The sequence below is a fragment of the Photobacterium chitinilyticum genome, assembly GCF_004104355.1.
Lineage (GTDB): Bacteria > Pseudomonadota > Gammaproteobacteria > Enterobacterales > Vibrionaceae > Photobacterium > Photobacterium chitinilyticum.
In genome coordinates, this window is the sequence record NZ_RJLM01000001.1 from 799,232 (window position 1) to 820,624 (window position 21,393).

Consider the following 21,393-nt stretch of genomic DNA (forward strand, 5'->3'; position numbering starts at 1 on the left):
ATCATACTCTCTGTTTTTGCATGGTTTAAATTATTGATAGTTATTGATTAATACCTTCTTGTTACATTATTTCCAGTCTCTGGCTATCTGTGAGCTTACGCATCTGTGTCTTCATCAAGGTCACGCATCGGGCCGATTTTTAGGTAAATATCCAGTTCGTCGGCAAGGAGCAGGAACTGCTCGATAAATTGTTCAGCATGCCGATGAATAGGCTTGAGTGCCGGGTAGATAATATCGAACTCGAAGGGGAGGCTAAATACCAACGGACGCATTACAACCTGCGGATGCTCACTTTCCATATGAGCGGTAAAAGGGTCTGTAATGGCTATTCCGATCCCTTCCCGTACCAGAGCTGCTGCAGTGCTGGCCAGCGAAACCTCAATCTGTTCAACGGTTGATAGGTTGTAGCGGCGTAGCAGGGCGTCAATACGCCGCTGGATGGCATCTTTCTCATGACGGATCAGCATTTGGTCGGCGATATCATAAATATCTATCACCGAGCGTTTGGCTAGCGGGCTGTCAGCGGGGATCAGACAGACACACTCACACTCAATTTTCTGGGCTTTTACCCCGGCTAGGTATTCATCGACAAAGGCAAAACCAATATCGGTTGTCTGGCTCTGAATGCGACGAATGACTTCTTCGGAACGATAGGTCTTAAACCCCACCTTCATTCTCGGTGCATTCTTGAGGAACGTAGCCAGAATGCGCGGGAGATAGGCATTTGACAGCAACGGCATTGCCGCAATATTCAGGCTACCGAAGTGGCTGGATCTGATAGATTCGGCTGCATGGTCAAGGCCGGTAACCGCGTCAAATACTTTGGCGACTTCCAGATAGAATGCCTGTCCTTCGTCGCTTAGTACTAACCGGTTCCCCTTACGGATAAATAAGTTAAAACCCAGACGTTGTTCAAGTCCAGACAGTAATCGGCTGACCGCTGGTTGACTAAGGTTCAGTCGTTCAGCCGCTGCTGTGACAGTTTGGCATTCGACAATCGCTTTGAATGCATTGAGTTGGGATAGCTTCATTGGCGTTGCGTTACGCTCAGCATGTAATCAAGCGCACCTTTTACTGCTGCTACCTGTGCATCATTGCACTCTTGTGCAGTGACTCGTGGGCTATCAGGATAAACCTCAGTCGTGGTACCGAAAGTACAATTTGTTAAACCACTGCACAGCCCCAGTTTCTTGGTTGGGTAATTAATCACACCTTCTTGGGTGATTGCTTCGCCAATGATTTTCCCTTCCCCATCCGGTGGTGCAATGTGGGTGACTTTTCTTACCGATTCAATGATGGCTTTCTGGAATTGATCTTGAGGGTTGTCGGTATCGCCTACGAGGTAAAAGCCATCCGGTACCATGCCTTTGTCGTAGTCTATGCCGTCACGTGCCGCTAGGGCTGGTCTGAATTCCAATTCGTCGGTATCGGTTGTTTCGTGCAGGTCGATGTGGGCAAGAATATCGCCACCCAGCGATTCGACTAACTGCATTAACCCAGCAGATTCTTCCGAAGGGCTATTTTGATAGAAAGAGCGGTTCGGATCAACGGCATTGGGGTTCCAGCGGTTGATTGTCTCGTACCCCCAAGGGCTGACACAGGGAGCAACAACGATATTAAACGTGTCGCTGTAGTTATCAGCCTCGGTTGCGGCAAACTGAATGGCACCATGAACACCGCTGGTTTCATAGCCATGTACACCGCCTGTGATTAAGACTGTCGGTTTGTTGCTATCCCAGTTGCGGGTTTTAATGGCAAAGAGAGGGTACCTTTCGGTGTCATAAGAAAGTGCGCCGTACTGGAGCAAGTCAAAATGCTGCCCAAGCGGGGTGAGTTTCGTGACCACTTCTTTTTGATAAGAGCGCTTGATGGTGACTTGATCAAGCCATGTCGCTCTTTCCTTATCACTCCACTTTTGTCCAGAGATTCCAATTGGGTAACGGTGTGAACTGCTCATTACTTTGCCTTAGATTATCGTTGTTATCGGGGAATTCATCTTGGGAGAATAAACAGCCTTATACGTATAGGCAATAGTATTTTATAAACGAAAGCCAAAGCCTGTTATAGCCTCTTTATAGAAGCACATTGAAAGCTGTCGTCCGTTACGTGTAACGGTTACGTCGATTCGCCTAGTGACTATTGAAGGTTCGATATTTACCATTTTAAGACAGGCTCTGACCATGAAATGTAATCTTGGCGTATTTACTATTGAGCCAGTAGAGACAGGCTGGGTTTCGTTCAAACGAATTGAACTGATTGAATTTCCCTTCCTATCAAATTGCATCTTATGAAGCTAAAGGAGCTTGATATGGGAAAACAACACGTTGCTGTCATTGGTGCTGCAGGCCAAGTTGGGGTGCCTTTGACGCGAGGTTTATTGTCGCTAGGGCATGATGTCACAATTATTACTCGTAAGAAGCAACAAGATACGACGTTGGCGGACTTTGAACAGCTTGGCGCCAAGATTTCATTCTGCGCCGATATGCACGATACAGAGCTAATGGCTGATATTCTTCAAGGTGTTGATACCTTGGTTGCCAGTGTGCCGGCTTCAAAATCAATCATTGAACAATCTGAACCAATTTGGCTGAACGCTGCAATGAAAGCCGGGGTAAAGCGATTTGTCCCGACAGAGTTTGGTTGTCATACCCAGGCAATTGAAATGGGGGATGGTGAAGTATTTGATAATAAGAAACGTTTTCACGATTTGTTAATGAACTCAGGCATAGGCTGGACGCTATTCTACAATGGTGGAATATTTGATTACTTTCTGCCGAACTTGCGTTATTTCCGAAAAATCACCACCTTTGGTGATCTTGACCTGCCAATTTATACTCATGATATTGACGATATCGGCTACCTTGCTGCCTTGGCGGTAACTGATGATCGTACGCTGAACATGTGCGTTCAAGTTGATTACAATGCCCTTTCCCAACATGAAATGCTGGCTCAGCTTAAGCGTAACTGGCCTGATTATTCGTTTGAATATGAGCATTTCTCATCTGAGTATATTAGTGCTATGAAAGAGAGTGCCGGCGATGAGGTTACGGCGAAAAAAGGCTCAGAAACAGACAAAGAACGCTGGGGGATAAATTACGCTATTTATGTGATTGGTAAACTTGCCGTATTTAACGAGCAAACCTTACGTACCAGCGAGCTATATCCTGATTATGTTTGCAAACGACCAGAAGAAGTGTTGAGCGACGCCCAATTTGTTTTTGAGGGCTGAGCCTCTAATTTAAGTTGATGACGAAGAGATAACTTCCGGGTTATCTCTTTGTGTTTTTGTCACCGATTTACTCTGAACAGGTCGTGTTATGGACTCCTGGCTAACTTTATTACCTTCATGTTTATCAATATTGCTTGCGATTACTACACGGCAAGTTTATGTGGCCATTTTTGCCGGAATCATGACGGGCTCAATTTTACTTTCGCAGAGCGTATCAAATGGTATGGCAGATAGTTTCAATGCCATTGCCGAAACTTTTCAGTCACCAAGTGCGGTGAAAAGTCTGATTTTTATCTTGATGATCGGTGCAATTATCAACGTGATGCAAAAATCTGGCGGGGTAGAGGCGCTTATCCATTATCTTTCCCAACAACGAAATATTGTGAAATCGAAGGTGAGTGCCCAGCTTGTGACGTTCGGCTTCGGTTTTTTAATGTGTCTAGAAGGTATTGGTTCGATGATGCTCGTCGGTGTGATTGGCAGGCCACTCTTCAATAAGTTTGACCTTTCTAACGAAAAACTGGCATTGGTGGCAAATTGTACCGGTGCCCCTCTGGCCTGGTTGATGCCTTTCAGTGGTGCAGGGGTGTTTCTTACCAGTCTAATTGCATCTGAGGTTGAAAGTGGTACTCTGCCAGATCAGCCAATGAGTTATGTACTCAGTGCTTTGCCGTATCAATTCTATACGATTGTTATACTTGCTCTAGTTCCGCTACTTGCCTTTAAAAAAAAGGATAGTTTCGACCTGCTTAAAAATAAACCGGAAAATGAGAGTCGGAATCACTTGCCTGAAACTAACCCGCAAGCTAGTGGCCTTTTCATGTTAGTACCAATTTTGATTCTATTAGTGTCTATCGGTATCATTACTTACGTCACGGGTGATGGTGATATTTTCTCAGGCGATATTAGCTCAGCGGTGTACTTAAGCGGTTTTATCTCACTGATTGGCTCGGGTGTTTATTTTCGTCTAAACCAAGTAACTGTAGATAAATATATTCATTGGTGCATACAGGGTATGAAGGATATGTTGCCAGCGGTGATCATTTTGACATTGGCTTTTTCATTAAGTCGAGTGTCAAGCGAGCTTGGCACGGGGAAATATCTGGCCAGTATTTTTTCAAGTGAACTCCCTCTGACGTTTGTTCCTGTTTCTATATTTGTGCTTTGTATATTGATTTCATTTTCGACGGGTAGTTCGGGCGCGACTGTCAGTATCATGACTCCGATTGTTGTTTCATTGGCTGTTAGTATTGGTGTTGCGGTTCCGATTGCGATTGCTGCTATGATATCCGGAGCCGTGTTTGGCGATCAAAGCTCGCCCATATCAGACTCAGTGATCGTCGCGTCATCGGCAGCAGATTGTTCCCCAGAAAAACATTTTGCTACTCAGCTGCCTTACACTTTGACAGTGGCTTTGTTGTCGTTCGTGTTCTACCTTGTGGTCGGTTTCTTTGCCAGACGTTAAATATGTAGTGTATTTAATTAAGCTAAATTAAACTTCTAGCTAACGAAATTATTAGAAGTTTTCGGTTGTATGAATATTCCTGAAGTGGGTTTTAATCACAATAAAACGGCAAACCGTGAAATAGAGGTTATTGACTTAGAAGAGATTTACCAGCGTAAAGAATCTCTAAACCATACACCTACCTTGCCACATCGTGTCAACTTCTATCTCCTTATTCATATTGAAGAAGGAGAAGGGGAGCATTTGATTGACTTTGTCAGTCACTCTTATCAATCCGGTGCATTCATTACCATCCAAAAGAACCAGGTTCACGCATTCGATTTTAGTCACAAGCCGAAAGGAAAAGTACTGCTTTTTACCCAGACTTTTATCGATCAGGCTTTGGCAAATATGCGATTGCCTGAATTTAGCCCTGTTCATTTAGGCGATACCTATCAGCCCGTTTTTGTTCCCACGCCTGAAGTATTGAGCAGCACACAACAGCTTCTTGCCGAGATAGTCAAAGAGCTGCGGCATCCGGAATCCAACTCTTTAATTGTTATGTTTCTTTTTTCATCTCTGTCGCTGATGTTGCGTCGTGTGATGCCCGAAAATCACCATGATAGGTTAAGCAAAGATCAGCTAGGAAAGTTCTCACGTTTTGTTGAATTGCTGGAACAAAATTTTCATCGTACCCGCGATGCCACGCATTATGCCGATAAAATACATTCAACCTATAAAACGTTGAACCTGATTTGTAAATTGGCGACCAATCAAACAGCGAAGCAATTGATTGATGCCTACACCATTCTGGAGGCAAAGAGGCGGTTGGTGTTAGACGGATTGCCCACCCAGCAACTTGCTTATGAGTTAGGGTTTGAGGATGCCAGTAACTTTGTAAAGTACTTTAAAAAGCATACTCTAATTACACCTTCTCGATTTCAGAAGCAATTTATCCTCAAGTAATATCAAGGTGTTTGTTTGCCTCCCAGAGTAAAGAGGTAACGACATGAAAAAAGGACTAACTACCGTATTGGCTACAACGGTGCTTGTATGCTCGGCGTGCACAAGCCATCTTTCAGCAGGGGAAAAACGCATAGCCTATCAAATAAAGACAAAGTAGTTGCGGCTCTCAATAGTATTGAAACCTGTGATCAGCAAGCAATTAGTGATGTAAATAAGGTTAGTTTTTTATGAAAGTAAAACGGCTACCTTTCCCTAGGTAGCCGTTGTTGAAGTATTAATAGAGCCGAGGCGAGGGTATTAACTAGTTTTAAACTGACCGACCAGCTGCTTTAGCTCGGTTCCGGCGTGGTTTAGCTCGCTGACAACTTGCTCGGAGCTACTGCTGGAGTGGATCAGATCAGTAACGATATCTTGGATTGCCACCATGTTGCGGTTAATTTCATCCGTGACTGAGCTTTGCTCGGTTGCTGCCGTGGCAATCTGGCTGGTCATATCATTGATGGCTTCAACAGCGCCGGTAACAGATGACAGGCTTTCGGTGATCGAATTAGCGGCACCAACGGCTTCGCTACAAGTCGATTGGCTATGGGTCATTGACGATACTGCCTGAGAAACTAAGGTATGGAGCTCATCAAGCATTTCTTTGATTTCTTTGGTGCTGGATTGGGTACGGCTAGCAAGCCCGCGTACCTCATCGGCAACAACGGCAAAACCACGCCCCTGTTCACCAGCTCGTGCTGCCTCAATGGCCGCATTCAGTGCCAGCAGGTTAGTTTGTTCGGCAATTTCACCAATGACCTTCAGAACGTTATCGATTTTTTGTGACTGTTGATTCAAAGAATCAATGTGCTGAGCCGCTTGGTCCACTTCATCAACTAGAGCTGTGATGGAGACCACTGAGGTATCAACACGCTGCTGAGCAACATGAGAGTCTTCACTGGCGTTGCTGGTGGCGGTGGAAACCTCGTTGGCATTCATGGCCACTTCGCTAGCTGCTGAGCTCATTTCAGTTACAGCGGTAACAACCTGTTCAGTCTCGTTGTTGTGCTCCTGAAGCTGCTGAGTCAGGCGGATAGTCTGGTCATGAATATTGTTGGCCGCACCAGTAACATTATCGGTCACATCGGAAACCTGAGTGATAATGCCCTGTAACTTGGCAACAAAGCGGTTGAACGAGTCACCAAGCTGGGCAATTTCGTCATGTCCCTGAACTTCCAGACGGCGGGTCAAATCACCCTCACCATCGGCAATTTCGTTAAGGGTCTTCGCCATATTCTGCACTGGACGCGTCATACGGTTGGCAATGAACAAGATACAAAGAATAGAAAGCGCGCCCAGTACCAAAGAGCTTAGCAATACAAGCTTAAATCTTTCGGCCATGCTTGCTGCTGCCTGGGTATGGTAAGCTTCGACCTGGGTGTCAATATCATCAATATACAAACCAGTGCCGATAAACCATTTGCCGTCATTAACACTGGCAGCATAGCTTAATTTAGGTTGTGGCTGGCCACCACTGCTTTTGGGGTAGCTATAGGCAACAAACCCGCCGCCGCTCTGGGCCGCCTTGATTAAGCCCTTGATATAGGCGACACCGTTAACATCAGTGTTGTTAAGTCGGTTTTGGTTATGATTGGCAGGAGCCGTTGCATGCGCCTGATTGGTGCCTTTCATATCATAGATAAAAAAGTAACCTGAGCGATCGTTTGCAAACCTAAGGGGAGTAAGCAGTGCACGGATTTTATCTAGTGCAACGCTAGGGTTGGTATTGTTTGCTATAACGCCGTCAACAGCATGCTGGGCGATGGTTGTAGCATCTTTAAGCTGACTTTTTCGTTCATGTATCAGACGTTCTTTATAAAGGATAACCTCTTCATCAACGGCTTTATTCTCAAGCGTTACAATAATCCCTATCGCAACACTCATAATGACAAACACCGGCAATATGCTCAGTAGCAGTAGTTTGCTCTTCAACTGTAATCTATTCATAACGACTCGGACTCTTCTACATTCATAATTATAATGTTGGGTTTTTACAATCTTCCCAAATAGTGTGTCGGCGATGATGATGAATACTTTATCGAGTGTTACGTTATTTATACTGTTGTTAATAGGAAGTGGGCTGAAGCTCACATTTAGTGTGCTTTGTTGATAGTGAAAGCAAAGAAATGCAGGCAAAAATAGTGGAAGGATAGGTTATACGGTCTGGTGATGGCCTGTGGTGTCATAAATGTGCAATGGACATAACAGACCGTAAACGCCTGGCTTGTTAATATCTCGTGACTATTGTTGTGTAAGTTGATGAAAGGCGCTTCGCCAAAAAATAGTGGCCAGGAGGCCGCTACCTGCATCAGGAGGGATGTTCGATGCTAGTAATTCGTCCTATTACCGAGGCTGATTATCCGGCGCTTATGCGTTGTGCGGAAGAATCAGGTCATGGATTCACTTCACTTCCGGTAAACGAAAAACTGATCCGAGGAAAAATTCACCATTCGGTAGAGAGCTTTGCCAAAGAGGTAAGCTCTCCCGGTACGGAAGGTTACCTGATGGTTGCTGAGGATCTTGAAACAGGAGAAGTGGTTGGTACCACAGGCATTGAAGCCACGGTCGGGCTCGATGTGCCGTTTTACAGTTACCATATCAGTAAAGTTGTACACGCTTCGCGTAAGCTGGGGGTGCATAACATCGTTGAGCTGTTAACTTTCGGCAATAACTACACAGGGTGCAGTGAGGTTTGTACTTTGTTTCTTCGCCCGGAGTGGCGCGAGGGGGCCAATGGGCGCCTATTGTCTAAATGCCGCTTTTTGATGATGGGCGAGTATCCGCAGCGTTTTTCTAAAACGGTGTTTGCAGAAATGCGCGGGGTTTCGGATGAAGAAGGCCACTCTCCGTTTTGGGAGTGGCTTAAAGATCATTTCTTTTCGATTGAATTTACACATGCCGATTATTTGGTGGGCGTTGGCCATAAAGGCTTTATCGCTGATCTTATGCCGAAGTTGCCAATATATGTCAGTTTGCTGAGTAGCGAAGCGCAGGAGGTTATTGGGCAGGTGCATGAAAAAACTCGACCGGCTCTTCGCCTGCTGGAAAAGGAAGGTTTTACCAATCGTGGATATGTCGCTATTTTCGATGCAGGCCCGACAGTTGAGTGCGATGTAGTCAATATTAAATCTGTCTACCAGGCGTTTCATTGTTCAGTTGAGGTAAGCGAACATACCAGCTCGCATGAGTATTTGATCAGTAATACTGAGTTTCGTAACTTCAGGGCAGTTGCAGGTACGGTTGATGTGAACACCGATCGTACCCTTGCGCGTATTTCACCTGAAATGGCAGATGCTCTGCGGGTTGTTGACGGTGATACTATCCGGCTGATAGCGCAGTAGACGAGTCATGCTTTGTGAATGATAGGTAAAAAACGGCAAGCCACTCGGTAGAGTGGCTTGCCGGAGTGCTACATCGCCCAGAGGAGTATGGCGAGAAGCTGAGGAGATAAGATCCGCAAACACATTACAAGCGGATAGACAGTGGCATAGGATAGTGCCGATGCGCCGCTAGTTGGGTGTAGGCCATTGGCAAAGGCCAAAGCCGGTGGATCGGTCATCGATCCGGCTAACATTCCGCAAATGGTGAGGTAATTTAGCTGGCCGAAAATTCGGGCGATGAAACCAACTGTGATCAACGGGACCGCGGTGATCACGATTCCGTATCCCATCCAACTTAACCCGTCACCGTTGACAAGGGTATCGATAAATCCGCCTCCGGACTTCAAGCCGACTACCGCTAGGAAAAGGACGATGCCGATCTCCCGTAGGGCAAGGTTGGCACTCGGTGGCATGAACCAGTACATCTTGCCGATACTACCGATACGGGCGAGGATCAGGGCGACAATCAGCGGTCCGCCAGCCAAGCCAAGTTTGATTGCTGCCGGAAAACCCGGGAGATAAAAAGGGATCGAGCCTAATAATACGCCAAGGCCGATACCAACGAAGACTGGCAGCATCTGAACCTGCTGGAGTTTCTGATGGGCATTGCCCACGATGCCACTAACCGCTTCTATTGCATCCTGTCTGCCAACCAAATTGAGAATGTCCCCAAACTGCAGGGTAGATTGGCTGGTCGGAACCAGCTCGACACCGGCACGGTTGAGACGGGATACCACCACATCGTATTTCTCTTTCAAATCCAAATCACGGATCTTTTTACCGAGGACGATCTCGTTGGTAACCACCAGACGCTGAACACGAAGTTCCGTACCTCGGGTAGATAGAGAAGCATCGACTTCTTCACCAATGACCAAGCGTGCTTTTTCGAGAGCGGCTTTATCACCCACCAAATGCAGCAGATCATTGGTTTCAATATGGGTATCTTGCTTCGGGACGTACAAGTGGTCTTCGCGCTTTAAACGCGAGCACACTATATCGCCTTCAGTGAGTGCCGGCACATCTTTGAGTTTCAGTCCATTTAGGTTGGGGTTTTTGACCGCCACATTAATGGTGTGAAGGCTTTCCTTCTTGTGGCCGTTGTGGATTTCGAACTCATCGGCCTCTTTATCAACGTTGACGCGAAAGGCGAGGCGGAGGATCCACATTGTTAGCAAGATGCCGCAGATCCCGAACGGATAGGCAACGGCATAACCCATACCGGTAAGATCCAACATACCTTCCTGGGCACCAAGCTCTGAAAGAATTTGCTGTCCGGCACCGAGTGACGGTGTATTGGTGACCGCGCCGGAAAAGACGCCAAGAATAACAGGCAAGGGCACATCGAAGAGGTGGTGCAAGGCAATTGTCACAATACAGCCGAGCAATACGACAAGGGCGGCAAAGCCATTAAGCTTAAGCCCCGAGCTTCGCAAGGAAGCGAAGAAGCCCGGCCCGACCTGAATCCCGATTGTATAAACAAAGAGGATAAGTCCAAACTCCTGAATAAAGTGCAGGGTGTTTGAATCAAGATCGATGCCCCAGGTACCGGTAAAGTGACCGACGAAAATGCCACCAAACAGCACCCCCCCGATCCCTAAACCAACGCCATAGATGCGCCAATTCCCAATCCATAGCCCAAGCACCGCTACCAGCGCAAGAATGCTGATAGAGAGCGCAATGTCACTCATGGTGAGTCTCCTGATTAATAAAAAATCTTTATCCACCTATTTCGGTGTGTGGCAACAATCCGTAGGGACGGTATTGTAACGCCAGGGGTAGGCTAATGGACTCAGTAAAGACTGATTTCGTAACAGATAACGAAAGGAGTGGTTAGGGAGTATTGTCTACAGCTGGTGGAATCTCATCGTATTCATTTTTTCATACCACATTGAGAAATCGAATTGTGTATTTTTGTACGATTAGAATTATCGATGTAGTATGCCCTTTGGGGATGTTGCCTTAACTTGATAAATAGTAATACCTTAAATGAAATAAGGATTTAACAACCAATACGCAAAAGTGTGCAGTGCGCCTGATTAAAGAATTATGACGATAAGTGTTTGTTAATCATGGGTAATAATTGTGTGACAAATGCATGGCAAGCAATGCTCATAGCTGCATCAAATGATTATTGTTAAACAAAGAATTCTAATGTTGAGAATAGGTCTTAATTAGTTTTCTGTGCTTCAGAGATAGTGTATGTCCGTTGAACTGGTTAATATCATAATTGTTAATTACAATGATGGATGTAATTTTGCGAAGCATATTCATAAGATAACTAGATAATTTAGTTAGCTCATCTTAATAATAAAATTAAAAGGGTTTGAGTGATGAAAATAAATTATTTCTGCGAGTTGGCTCTACAAAATAATATTTATGTATACGTGAGTATTTATCGAAGGAAGTGAAACGACAAGTATTTATTCTGGGTGTGTTGGCGCAATCTGCACTGCTGATTAACCTTGGTTGATAGACAGCCCACACTATTCCTATGTAGAACAGTGTGAGCCGTTAGCTTTCCAGCTATATATTACTGTTTCATCACTGTGGGCAAGTTAGCCGCACTTGGAGTCTCCACAGTTAAGGCAGGTCTGGCAGCCATCTTTGACGATAACTGCCTTGGCGTGGCACTTATAGCAAAGGGTAGCACTTGGCGGGAAGTTGCCGGTATCTTCTTCCTTTGTTTCAGATGCCGCTAGTTCGGCTTTCTTGGCATCAAGAAAGGCCTGCTGGTGCTTATCAACTTCAGGTTTTCCCAACATGCCGATTCCCGTTAGGTGCTGTTCAATGACGTTGCCAATTTCAGCAATCAGAGAAGGTACGTATTTGCCTTTGTTCCAGTAGCCACCACGAGGATCGAAAACTGAACGCAGCTCTTCTACCAAGAAGGTGCAATCACCGCCTTTGCGGAATACGGCTGACATTATCCGAGTCAGGGCAACAATCCACTGGTAGTGCTCAAGGCTTTTGGAGTTAATGAACACCTCAAACGGACGACGAACCTCATGTTCAGTGCCTTCGTTCAAAACAACATCATTGAGGGTAATGAACAGCGAGTGCTCAGAAATATGTTCTGGGGTTTTTAGTTTGTAAGTTGTACCAAGCAGCTTTTCTGGCCGCGGCATATCTTCATGCATGTACACAACTTCAACTTCAGTTTTTGCTGGCGCTTCCGGTTGGGCATCTTGCTCTTGGTTTTTCACTTTGAAACCAACAATTTTACTGTCAATTTTTTTGACCATGATTTTTTAACCTGTTTTAGACCTTAAAATTTACCGTAGTAACCTTCTTTCAGCGCATCATAGAGGTTCGCAGCAGTATGGGTTTCGCCGTCATATTCGATCTCTTCGTTGCCTTTGGCTTCGAATGTTGTGCCGTCTTCCAAGTTGAACACGTAAGTGGTGTTCTCAAGATCTTGCTCTTTAACTAACACGCCCTGGAATACTTCAGGGTTGAAGCGGAATGTAGTACAGCCTTTCAGACCTTTGTCGTAGGCATTCATGTAAATGTCTTTGAAGTCTTCAAACGGGAAGTCCGTCGGTACGTTTGCCGTTTTAGAGATAGAAGAGTCGATCCAACGCTGTGCAGCAGCCTGAACGTCGACATGTTGGCTTGGGGTAATATCATCGGCGGTGATGAAATACTCCGGTAGTCTGGATTCTTCCTCGGTGCTGTACGGCATAGCCTTATCGTTGATGAGTTCACGATAGGCAAGTAGTTCAAAGCTATAAACATTAACACTTTCTTTTGACTTTTTACCCGTCACAATCACATTTCGGGTGTAGTGGTGGGCAAAGCTTGGTTCGATACCGTTGCTGGCATTGTTAGCCAGAGACAGTGAAATTGTGCCTGTCGGTGCAATTGAACTGTGGTGAGTATAACGAGCCCCGTGCTTGGCCAACTCCTCTACGAGTTCTGGCTCAACTTCTGCGACTTGCTGCATGTAACGGCTGTACTTTGCGTGCAGTATCTTTCCTTTTACCTTGTCGCCTATCTTGATACCGTCTGCTGCCATTTCCGGACGTAGACGCATCATTTTAGCGGTGATCTCAAATACTTCGTCCATCACAGGTGCTACGCCTTTCTCTTTGGCCAGGCTAAGTGCTTCTTTCCAGCCGGTGATTGCCATTTCTTGGGCGATCTGCTCAGTGAAAGCGACAGAAGCAGCACTGCCGTATTTGTGCCTCAGCATGGTTGTTGCAGAGCCTAACCCCAGGAAGCCCATTCCATGGCGGCGTTTGTGCTCGATTTCATGGCGCTGCTTTTCGAGCGGAAGCTTGTTGATTTCAACGACGTTATCAAGCATGCGGGTGAAAATAGCCACAACCCGGCGGTAGGCATCCCAGTCGAAGCAAGCATTATCCGTAAATGGTTCACGGACAAACTTGGTCAGGTTTACAGAGCCTAACAGGCAGGCACCATAAGGCGGTAACGGCTGCTCACCGCATGGGTTGGTTGCCCGGATCTCTTCGCAGAACCAGTTGTTGTTCATTTGGTTGACTTTATCGATCAGGATAAAGCCAGGTTCAGCGTAGTCATAGGTTGACGTCATGATGACGTTCCACAAGTTGCGAGCCGGCATGGTGCGGAATACCTTACATGCAACTCGACCTTCGCTGTCTTCGACGAGATCCTCTTTTGTCGGCCAGTCAGCCCACACAATAGATTCGTTATTGTAGAGGTCAAGACCATCCTGCCTAGCTTCAATTGCCGTAACAGGGAACATCAGTTGCCACTCACGATCGTGTTTAACCGCTTCGATAAACTTCTCGGTAATGAGCAGTGAGAGGTTGAACTGACGCAGGCGGCCATCTTCACGCTTGGCGCGGATAAAGTCGATAATGTCAGGGTGACGAATATCCATCGTACCCATCTGTGCGCCGCGGCGGCCACCGGCAGACGAGATGGTGAAACACATCTTGTCATAGATATCCATGAACGACAGCGGACCGGAGGTGTATGCACCTGCACCTGATACGAATGCACCGCGTGGACGCAGGGTAGAGAAGTCGTAACCGATACCACATCCAGCCTTCAGCGTAAGCCCTGCCTCGTGAACCTTGCCGAGAATATCATCCATTGAATCCTGGATAGTGCCTGAAACGGTGCAGTTAATCGTCGACGTTGCGGGTTTGTGTTCGAATGCGCCGGCATTGGAGGTAATACGACCAGCCGGGATAGCACCGTTACGAAGAGCCCATAGGAATTCGTTGTACCAGTATTCTTTGACTTTATCTTTTTCTAAATCAGCTAACGCGCGAGCAACACGTTTGAAGGTATCGTCAAGCGTCACATCAATAGCTTTTCCATGCTTTGACTTGAGGCGATACTTGCTGTCCCAGATCTCCATCGAGGTAGACTGGTATGCAATATCGATTGCCTGAGAGACTTCAGAAGCTGTTGGGGTTTTCGCCATTATGAATGCACCTTAATGTTTGTCATTTATTCCAGCACGATTGATATAACTCAGATTCATAAAAAACTGCCTTATATCCATATCACGAAAAGTGAGCGTATACGTAACATGTTGTGGCAAGTGGCAGATCAAACCACTATATATGATGATCTTCAAGTCTTGACAGCTACATTATCTACCTATGTAAGTTTAGTGTTAAGTATAAAGATCGAGATGTGTGAAAGTTGTTTTGCAATGGTTTGAAAACCAATTTCATGAGGCAGGAGAACTGGGATAAGGCAACAGTAAACGTATTGGTTGTTCGGTCAGAGCTAGATTTGTCTATCTATTTCTGATGTGCTCAGCAACTAAATCTACGATGCCCCTTCAAACTTGAACTGTAGTCGCAAGAATGATCGAATTTCTATGTAGATTGAGATAATTAACTGAAACAAAAACAGCCCCGTATGAGGCTGTCATTAAGGTTATCAGGCTTTGCTGCAGAAGGTTTATTTGCTTTCTAGCTTTGAAAGGTAGCTGATGGTATTTGCCATATCTTCAATACTTTCATGAGCACTGCTTTCAACCAGATACTTACCTTGAACCAAGAAAGCGGGAACCGATGCAATCTCGGCGCTGGAGACTAACTGCTCGGCTTCGCTAAGCTTTTGGTAGATTTGCTTGTGTTGATCTTCAGTTAGTTCATAAGGGCTCGCCAAGTTGTACGTTTTGAATATACCAGTCAGCTGGGATTTACGCTCTTCCTCAGTGACAGTGTCACTTGTATCTTGTACATAGGCAAATAATGCTTCCATCAACGCAGGTTCAGGCGCCCCGTTTGTCTGAATTGCCGCGGTATAAAAAATATAGGCAGCAACCTGAGCGCTTTGGTTGAAGGTTACGTGGACCTTGTCGATTTCAACGCCGGCGATTTTTTTGATTTCAGGCAACATCGTTTCCATGCTACGGCAGTGGCCGCAAGCCAATGAAAACACTTCAACGACCGGTGCAGCATCGGCAGCCTCAGCGACAACTTTGTATTTGTCGCCTTCTTTCGGAGTGGAGGCATCGTTGCAACCGACAAGAGCAAGTAGAGCAATAAATAGAGGGACTATGGATTTAAACATGCTTGAGACACTATCTAGTAATAATTGCCCTTAATTATGGCTGAGTGCTTGGAAAAATTCGTGGTATTTAGTCAAAACTTACATAGTTTTACCTCTGCAGAGTGATTAATGAGCAATTGCTAGATTCATCCTTAAGTATTTGAAGAATTATTTAATTTCTGTATGATGACCAGCTTTTTTCTGGGTGGAGGAACAGTATGTACATAGGCTTTGATTACGGAACCGCGAATTGCTCTGTTGCCATGATGGAGCATGGAAAACCGCAGTTGCTATCGTTAGAAAATAGCAATCAGTACATACCATCCACACTTTGCGCACCAACGCGGGAAGCTGTTAGCGAATACCTATATCGCCATATGGGAGTAACACCGGGAGACAAGGTTGGGGAGCAAGTCCTACGTCGAGCCATTTCTCTTAACCGTGAAGAAGATATTCCTGTCGAGAAAGGTGACCTACTGTTTGGCCAGGCTGCGCTTGACCTATACCTTGAGGATCCGGAAGAGGTGTATTACGTTAAGTCGCCGAAATCCTTTCTGGGTGCAAATGGCTTACGCGATGTTCAAATTAGTTTTTTTGAAGACCTAGTCTGCGCCATGATGAGTAACATCAAAACCCAGTCAGAACGCTCATTGGACAAGGCGATTAGTAGTACAGTGATAGGTCGCCCGGTTAACTTTCAGGGGACTGGTGGAGAAAGGGCCAACCAGCAGGCTGAGATGATTCTGACTCAGGCAGCAAAGCGGGCTGGATTTAAGAATATTGAATTTCAGTATGAGCCGGTAGCAGCCGGTCTTGAATATGAGAGCACGCTGACGGAGAACAAAACCGTGCTGGTGGTTGATATCGGTGGCGGTACGACAGACTGCTCTGTTATTGAAATGGGGCCGGACTGGCAGGGGAAAGCGGATCGTCAGGCAAGTTTGCTCGCCCACAGTGGCCTTCGGGTCGGTGGTAATGATTTGGATATCCATCTTGCATTCCGTCAGCTGATGCCAATGCTTGGCCTTGGTAGCAAAACCCATAAAGGTATTGATATGCCAATCAGTCAGTTTTGGAACCCGATAGCTATCAATAATATCGTTGCCCAGACCGAGTTCTACAGTGCCTCCAACTTTTCAGCGCTTGATCAGCTTCGGCGTGATGCAGCAGATCCGGAGAAGTTGCTTCATTTACTGCGGGTTTATCATGAGACGCTGGGTTACCAACTTGTCAGGAAAGCGGAAGAGTGCAAGATTGCCTTGTCGGATGCAGCTTCTTACCATGTTGAGCTTGACGGTTTGTCTGAGCTACTTGAAGTCTCGGTCACGCAGCAAGATATGGCTGCGGCCATTGAGTCGCCGAGAGTCAAAATGAGCCAACTCGTAACAGAGGCTATACAGCAAAGTGGTATAAAGCCCGATGTTGTATACATGACTGGCGGAACAGCCCGTTCACCGATTCTAAGAGCTTGTATTGAACAACAACTACCGGATGTACCTGTGGTCAGTGGCAGCTACTTTGGTTCGGTTACCGCTGGTTTGGCTAGATGGGCCGAGCATTGTTTTGCTTAACAAGCCGCTTAGTAGTAATAAGCCCGTTATATGCGGGCTTGTTATCGTTAGTCGGTTTGAGCTAGTTTCTCTGAGCCTTTATATTAGCCAGCCCAGGCTGAACACCAGCCTTTGGAAGAGACTAACTTCCCTGGGAATAATTGACATGGACGCCATCTGTCACCCTTTTCACCTTGTAACAAGACACAAGTAGAGCAGTTTCTGTCCTCATAAGGTGATTTATGGGTATATTTGAGCGCTGATGCTTGCGCATCATCCTCTTCAAGGTGGGGGAGATCTGATGCTTGAGCTGGATTGACCAGTGTCTTCCCACCCAACGTCATCCCGATAACACCCGCGACACTGAGCTTTAAGAACCTTCTTCTACTCGATTGATCATTCATTGCTACTTCCTCTTGTATTAATCGACATTGCTTTTTAGTTATTTTCACGCTGTTTACTAAAGATGAGAGGCCGCACATCAGTGTTCAGCGAAGCCAAACAAAGTTGGCTTCCTAAGTTTGGAAGGCAAATAGCCTGCCGTCATTTTTCTTTTTGCGAATGGTTGTAAATAGTTAGCCCAAAGACAGTTTGGCGGTAGGAAAGCCCAGACAGGGTTGCAATGGATTACAAAGATTAACAATTTCCCAACAACGCAGTCATGGTAACGGCAACTTTAAGTCTTTGACTGTCAAAGGTTTGAGTCTGAGCAAAAAAATTACATATTATAGCGCTCATGCTGTTGCAACATCTTATTTACAAGCGCATGCTATGACCGCTTTACCAACGATGAAAATAACAAAGGTCGAGAAAATGAATTTATTTCTTATCGATATTGATGGCGCTCTGGTTGACTCGGAAACTGTAGATCTAGAATGCTACACCCAGGCTGTACAAGATGTTCTGGGTATTCATATTGAGGCTGATTGGAGCCAATATCAGAATGTCACAGATTCCGGAGTACTTGATGAAATCATTACTAAGCATCAGATCATTGCTAGTCGTTCACTGATCCACCGACAAGTTGAAAGCCGTTATCTGCAATTGATTCGGGATTATTTGGCAAAACACCCGACGGACGTCAGTCAAATTCAGGGAGCCAAAGAGTTTATTGAGCAAATGCGTAGTCGTGAAGATACGCATGTTGCGATTGCTACTGGCGGGTGGGAATCTGCAGCGAAGCTGAAATTGCGTGCAGCGGGTATTGATATCACCAATATGACATTTGCCTCATCTTCTGACGCCATGAGCCGAACTGAAATCATGGCGCTGGCGGCGTTTCGTGCCAAGCAAGACTCAGGTGTCACTTTCGATCGCCGTGTTCTGTTTGGTCATGGCGTGTGGAACAAGCATGCTTCTCAAGAGCTGGGTTACGATTTTGTTGAGGTGGGTAATAATGGCCAGCACCACCATCACATTCCCAATTTGGTCCACTATCAGGCAGCTTTTTCTCAGTTGGCATTGCAGTAACCGCTCTTAATACTCACCTCCACTCCTAAATTGATAGTCTGTGCCGCTGGGCAGGGGCTATCCATTCATTATTTAGCAAGATGGACGCAAAGTGTCATTTTTTTGTCTAATCTTGCTTATGAAAGCGCATGAAAGTGCAGTTGGAGTGATATCGCGCATGATGAATGATAATGAATGGGTTGTTCGCTGGTTTAAAGATGTTTGGGGGAGGGCGGATGGAAGTTTGCTCGCGGAATATGCTGCTGATCCTTTTAATTTTTACCTGCCCGGAGGCAGGATTTTAAGTCTTAGTCATGTAGAGTACCTGAATTTTATTACTATCTGGTGCCAGCGTTTTAAGAACGTCAATTTTACTATTAAGGATGTGATAAATGACGGCGAGAAGACTGTTGCTCTCTATCAATGCAGCGCTACCTATAACGGCGGTTGGGCAAGAATTCCAGCAAGAAAGCAGAATGTAAAGATGACTGGGATGGTATTTTTTAAGCGAGAACAAGGAAAGATTACTGACTGTTGGTTGGAAGACAGCAGCTTTGATTTGTACCAACAGCTAACGCGATATCTCGATTAGCATTGTCTTTATGTTTAGAACTGAAAAAAGCGGCATCCGAAGATACCGCTTTCATGTGATTTCAGCAATATGCCTTTTGTATAACTACACGTTTAGGCAGTTTGAGCGCTTTGAGCGTGAGAGAGCTTTAGTTGCTCAAAGAACTGCTTAGTCTCTGTAACTATCACTTCCCGCAGTAGTATCAAGCCTATCAGGTTAGGAACAGCCATTAACCCATTGACGATGTCTGCAATCAACCAGATCATATCCAGCTTTAGGAAAGCCCCGCCAGCCACAAGAACCAGGAAGAACAGCTTATATGGAAGGATTGCCTTTACACCAAATAGGTAGGTAACACAGCGTTCGCCATAATAGTTCCAGCCAAGAATCGTCGTGAAAGCGAAGAACATAAGCCCCACAGACACCATTAACGGTCCCCAGTAAGCTGAGTCCAGACCACTTGCAAATGCAAATGTCGTCATTTCAGCACCGGCATATTCACTTTGCCATGCTCCGGTAACAACCAGTGTTAGCCCCGTCATGGTACAAATGATAATGGTGTCGAAAAAGGTACCTGTCATTGAAGTCAGGCCTTGTTTTACACAAGAATCTGTTTTTGCCGCAGCGGCAGCCATAGGTGCGCTACCCAGGCCAGATTCATTTGAAAATACACCGCGGGCAATACCTGATTGAATAGCCAGCATAATACCGGCACCGAAAAAGCCACCTGCTGCAGCATGACCGGTAAAAGCAGAGGTGATCACAAGTTCGACCGCCGCAGGCAGTGCTTCGGCCTGAGTGGTCAGCACGGTGAGACAAGCCAAAATATAGAAACCAGCCATGATCGGAACGACCTTACTGGCCACGCTTGCGATAGACTTGATGCCCCCGAGGGTCACTGTTGCTACTAACACGGTGAGAATAATCACGGTTAGTTCTCGTGGTGCTTCAAACGACAGATAGGCAGCATCGACAATCGCGTTGGCCTGCGGGAAAGTACCAATACCGAAGCAGGCAACACCAAGTGCAAAGATAGCGAAGAGTTTTGCCAGCCACTTACTTCCGACACCTTTTTCAAGGTAGTACATTGGGCCGCCAATCATCTGGCCATTTGAGTCAGTATCTCGGTACTTGACTGCCAGTAGGCATTCGCCGTACTTGGTTGCCATGCCAAACAGTGCTGCCAGCCACATCCAGAGTAGGGCACCCGGTCCGCCGAGCTTGATTGCAGTGGCGACACCGACAATATTACCGGTACCGATTGTGGCCGAAAGGGCAGTACATAGCGCGGCAAAACTGGAAACATCTCCGCTGCCATTGCTATTTTTCTTGTTTGAGAACACATAGCTCAGTGCTAGCGGTAAGTGACGAATTTGGATAAACCCAAGGCGAACGGTTAGGTAAAGACCTGTACCAACCAGTAGGATCAGTAAGGGTGGTCCCCAAATAAGGTTATCTATAGCTTGTAGTAAATTGTGTAGTGGATTCATTATTCTCCCCTTAAACATCAAAGGAAGAGATAAAAAACAACAGAAATGTGGTGTTACAGAAAAGCTGGTTACAGATTTTTTCTGAGCTGTTGATCTTATCTCCTCTGTCCTTTTGCCTGAGAGTTTCACTCACCCGTTTCTGCCTGAGACAGATAGGGGAAAGTTTGCTCCTTCGGCGTCCGATTTAACGGATCTCTCCAGAGGCTCCTCCAACAACAGTCCATACCATAATGTCAATTCAAGGAACTGACATTGCGGTGCCTGAAAGATTTACAACTCAATAACTGAAAGATTCTAGTTAGTTGAACTGCTTACTTCTTCGGCGGGCGGATACAATAACGTATCTTGCCACTCTCCTGCTGTCTTCATCGGAACTCATTTTCGAACGACATACTAAATGATAAAAATGTGATTGTCTGCAAAAAATTCACACAAAAAAGATAAAAACATTTATAGAAATGAAGGCGTGACATTTAGTTGACTAATGAGTGGCACCATAATCACATTACTTCCCACTCTCGTCCTACCCCAAAAGAAGGCTAAAATGTTGCAGTGTTATTTTTTTATGCTCACCTATACTATTTTGTAGGCAGTCAGAGGCGAAGGAAATATAGAATAAATTGAAATTAAAAAACGATTTTAATTCCCATATGTAATATCAGAAAAGTATTTTTACTCATCACATTCGACTAACTCATTGATGTACCTAAGCTAGCATAGAATTTAAAAGTTATTGCTTAAATTTGAAACAAAAGCGGTGTGCTGGATTTATTT

General features: G+C 45.6%; 16 protein-coding genes and 2 riboswitches. Of the genes, 7 read left to right on the forward strand and 9 right to left on the reverse strand.

The window, feature by feature from the left end:
* Window positions 1–95 precede the first annotated feature (95 nt).
* Window positions 96–1,031, reverse strand: a complete 936-nt coding sequence (locus tag EDI28_RS03400) for a LysR family transcriptional regulator (RefSeq protein WP_128782408.1) — start codon at window positions 1,029–1,031, stop codon at window positions 96–98.
* Entirely contained in the window at window positions 1,028–1,957 is a 930-nt protein-coding gene (locus EDI28_RS03405) for a M14 family metallopeptidase (RefSeq protein WP_128782409.1), read from the reverse strand. Before EDI28_RS03405 ends, EDI28_RS03400 begins: the two co-directional genes overlap by 4 nt.
* A 351-nt stretch (window positions 1,958–2,308) precedes the next feature.
* Here EDI28_RS03405 and EDI28_RS03410 point away from each other — a divergent pair, with 351 nt between their 5' ends.
* From EDI28_RS03410 to EDI28_RS03420, 3 genes are all read left to right on the forward strand, one after another.
* Complete coding sequence (locus tag EDI28_RS03410; RefSeq protein ID WP_128782410.1) at window positions 2,309–3,229, forward strand: NmrA family NAD(P)-binding protein; 921 nt, start codon at window positions 2,309–2,311, stop codon at window positions 3,227–3,229.
* 181 nt (window positions 3,230–3,410) lie between these two features.
* Window positions 3,411–4,694 (forward strand): Na+/H+ antiporter NhaC family protein, encoded by a 1,284-nt coding sequence (locus EDI28_RS03415; RefSeq protein WP_233353258.1) that lies wholly within the window; start codon window positions 3,411–3,413, stop codon window positions 4,692–4,694.
* Window positions 4,695–4,763: 69 nt separating this feature from the next.
* Complete coding sequence (locus EDI28_RS03420; protein WP_128782412.1) at window positions 4,764–5,639, forward strand: AraC family transcriptional regulator; 876 nt, start codon at window positions 4,764–4,766, stop codon at window positions 5,637–5,639.
* A gap of 297 nt (window positions 5,640–5,936) precedes the next feature.
* On the opposite strand, the gene EDI28_RS03425 is transcribed toward EDI28_RS03420, so the two are convergent.
* Window positions 5,937–7,625, reverse strand: a complete 1,689-nt coding sequence (locus tag EDI28_RS03425; RefSeq protein WP_128782413.1) for a methyl-accepting chemotaxis protein — start codon at window positions 7,623–7,625, stop codon at window positions 5,937–5,939.
* A gap of 377 nt (window positions 7,626–8,002) precedes the next feature.
* On the opposite strand from EDI28_RS03425, the gene astA reads away from it, so the two are divergent.
* Window positions 8,003–9,019: an arginine N-succinyltransferase gene (gene astA, locus EDI28_RS03430; protein ID WP_128782414.1), complete on the forward strand. Its 1,017-nt coding sequence runs from the start codon at window positions 8,003–8,005 to the stop codon at window positions 9,017–9,019.
* 68 nt (window positions 9,020–9,087) lie between these two features.
* Here the strand turns inward: astA and EDI28_RS03435 are convergent, their stop codons facing one another.
* From EDI28_RS03435 to EDI28_RS03450, 4 genes are all read right to left on the reverse strand, one after another.
* The gene (locus tag EDI28_RS03435; RefSeq protein ID WP_128782415.1) at window positions 9,088–10,746 is read right to left on the reverse strand and encodes a putative transporter; all 1,659 of its coding nucleotides are present in this window, start codon (window positions 10,744–10,746) and stop codon (window positions 9,088–9,090) included.
* 867 nt (window positions 10,747–11,613) lie between these two features.
* Window positions 11,614–12,300 (reverse strand): TSCPD domain-containing protein, encoded by a 687-nt coding sequence (locus EDI28_RS03440; protein WP_128782416.1) that lies wholly within the window; start codon window positions 12,298–12,300, stop codon window positions 11,614–11,616.
* Between the two features lie 23 nt (window positions 12,301–12,323).
* Window positions 12,324–14,474: an adenosylcobalamin-dependent ribonucleoside-diphosphate reductase gene (locus tag EDI28_RS03445; protein ID WP_128782417.1), complete on the reverse strand. Its 2,151-nt coding sequence runs from the start codon at window positions 14,472–14,474 to the stop codon at window positions 12,324–12,326.
* 488 nt (window positions 14,475–14,962) lie between these two features.
* A complete protein-coding gene (locus EDI28_RS03450; protein WP_128782418.1) occupies window positions 14,963–15,580 on the reverse strand; it encodes a thioredoxin domain-containing protein in 618 nt (205 codons plus the stop codon).
* Window positions 15,581–15,777: 197 nt separating this feature from the next.
* Here EDI28_RS03450 and yegD point away from each other — a divergent pair, with 197 nt between their 5' ends.
* Complete coding sequence (gene yegD / locus EDI28_RS03455; RefSeq protein WP_128782419.1) at window positions 15,778–17,130, forward strand: molecular chaperone; 1,353 nt, start codon at window positions 15,778–15,780, stop codon at window positions 17,128–17,130.
* Between the two features lie 83 nt (window positions 17,131–17,213).
* Here the strand turns inward: yegD and EDI28_RS03460 are convergent, their stop codons facing one another.
* Complete coding sequence (locus EDI28_RS03460; RefSeq protein WP_128782420.1) at window positions 17,214–17,513, reverse strand: high-potential iron-sulfur protein; 300 nt, start codon at window positions 17,511–17,513, stop codon at window positions 17,214–17,216.
* Window positions 17,514–17,922: 409 nt separating this feature from the next.
* Between EDI28_RS03460 and EDI28_RS03465 the strand changes: the two genes are divergently transcribed.
* Together EDI28_RS03465 and EDI28_RS03470 are read left to right on the forward strand one after the other, a co-directional pair.
* On the forward strand, window positions 17,923–18,579 hold the full coding sequence (locus EDI28_RS03465; protein ID WP_128782421.1) for an HAD hydrolase-like protein: 657 nt from the start codon (window positions 17,923–17,925) through the stop codon (window positions 18,577–18,579).
* Between the two features lie 157 nt (window positions 18,580–18,736).
* Window positions 18,737–19,150 carry an ester cyclase gene (locus EDI28_RS03470; protein WP_128782422.1) on the forward strand — a complete coding sequence of 138 codons (414 nt, stop codon included), beginning with the start codon at window positions 18,737–18,739 and terminating at the stop codon, window positions 19,148–19,150.
* 92 nt (window positions 19,151–19,242) lie between these two features.
* On the opposite strand, the gene EDI28_RS03475 is transcribed toward EDI28_RS03470, so the two are convergent.
* Window positions 19,243–20,619, reverse strand: a complete 1,377-nt coding sequence (locus EDI28_RS03475; RefSeq protein ID WP_128782423.1) for an alanine/glycine:cation symporter family protein — start codon at window positions 20,617–20,619, stop codon at window positions 19,243–19,245.
* 94 nt (window positions 20,620–20,713) lie between these two features.
* A riboswitch (glycine riboswitch) is annotated at window positions 20,714–20,830 on the reverse strand.
* Between the two features lie 32 nt (window positions 20,831–20,862).
* A riboswitch (glycine riboswitch) is annotated at window positions 20,863–20,988 on the reverse strand.
* Window positions 20,989–21,393 lie beyond the last annotated feature (405 nt).

Bases quoted from the DNA above. Each gene is read 5' to 3' on its own strand.
- EDI28_RS03435 (WP_128782415.1), bottom strand. From the start codon at position 10,746: ATGAGTGACATTGCGCTCTCTATCAGCATTCTTGCGCTGGTAGCGGTG.
- yegD (WP_128782419.1), top strand. From the start codon at position 15,778: ATGTACATAGGCTTTGATTACGGAACCGCGAATTGCTCTGTTGCCATG.
- EDI28_RS03450 (WP_128782418.1), bottom strand. From the start codon at position 15,580: ATGTTTAAATCCATAGTCCCTCTATTTATTGCTCTACTTGCTCTTGTC.
- EDI28_RS03475 (WP_128782423.1), bottom strand. From the start codon at position 20,619: ATGAATCCACTACACAATTTACTACAAGCTATAGATAACCTTATTTGG.
- EDI28_RS03460 (WP_128782420.1), bottom strand. From the start codon at position 17,513: ATGAATGATCAATCGAGTAGAAGAAGGTTCTTAAAGCTCAGTGTCGCG.
- astA (WP_128782414.1), top strand. From the start codon at position 8,003: ATGCTAGTAATTCGTCCTATTACCGAGGCTGATTATCCGGCGCTTATG.
- EDI28_RS03415 (WP_233353258.1), top strand. From the start codon at position 3,411: ATGACGGGCTCAATTTTACTTTCGCAGAGCGTATCAAATGGTATGGCA.
- EDI28_RS03440 (WP_128782416.1), bottom strand. From the start codon at position 12,300: ATGGTCAAAAAAATTGACAGTAAAATTGTTGGTTTCAAAGTGAAAAAC.
- EDI28_RS03410 (WP_128782410.1), top strand. From the start codon at position 2,309: ATGGGAAAACAACACGTTGCTGTCATTGGTGCTGCAGGCCAAGTTGGG.
- EDI28_RS03445 (WP_128782417.1), bottom strand. From the start codon at position 14,474: ATGGCGAAAACCCCAACAGCTTCTGAAGTCTCTCAGGCAATCGATATT.
- EDI28_RS03465 (WP_128782421.1), top strand. From the start codon at position 17,923: ATGAATTTATTTCTTATCGATATTGATGGCGCTCTGGTTGACTCGGAA.
- EDI28_RS03425 (WP_128782413.1), bottom strand. From the start codon at position 7,625: ATGAATAGATTACAGTTGAAGAGCAAACTACTGCTACTGAGCATATTG.
- EDI28_RS03420 (WP_128782412.1), top strand. From the start codon at position 4,764: ATGAATATTCCTGAAGTGGGTTTTAATCACAATAAAACGGCAAACCGT.
- EDI28_RS03400 (WP_128782408.1), bottom strand. From the start codon at position 1,031: ATGAAGCTATCCCAACTCAATGCATTCAAAGCGATTGTCGAATGCCAA.
- EDI28_RS03470 (WP_128782422.1), top strand. From the start codon at position 18,737: ATGATGAATGATAATGAATGGGTTGTTCGCTGGTTTAAAGATGTTTGG.
- EDI28_RS03405 (WP_128782409.1), bottom strand. From the start codon at position 1,957: ATGAGCAGTTCACACCGTTACCCAATTGGAATCTCTGGACAAAAGTGG.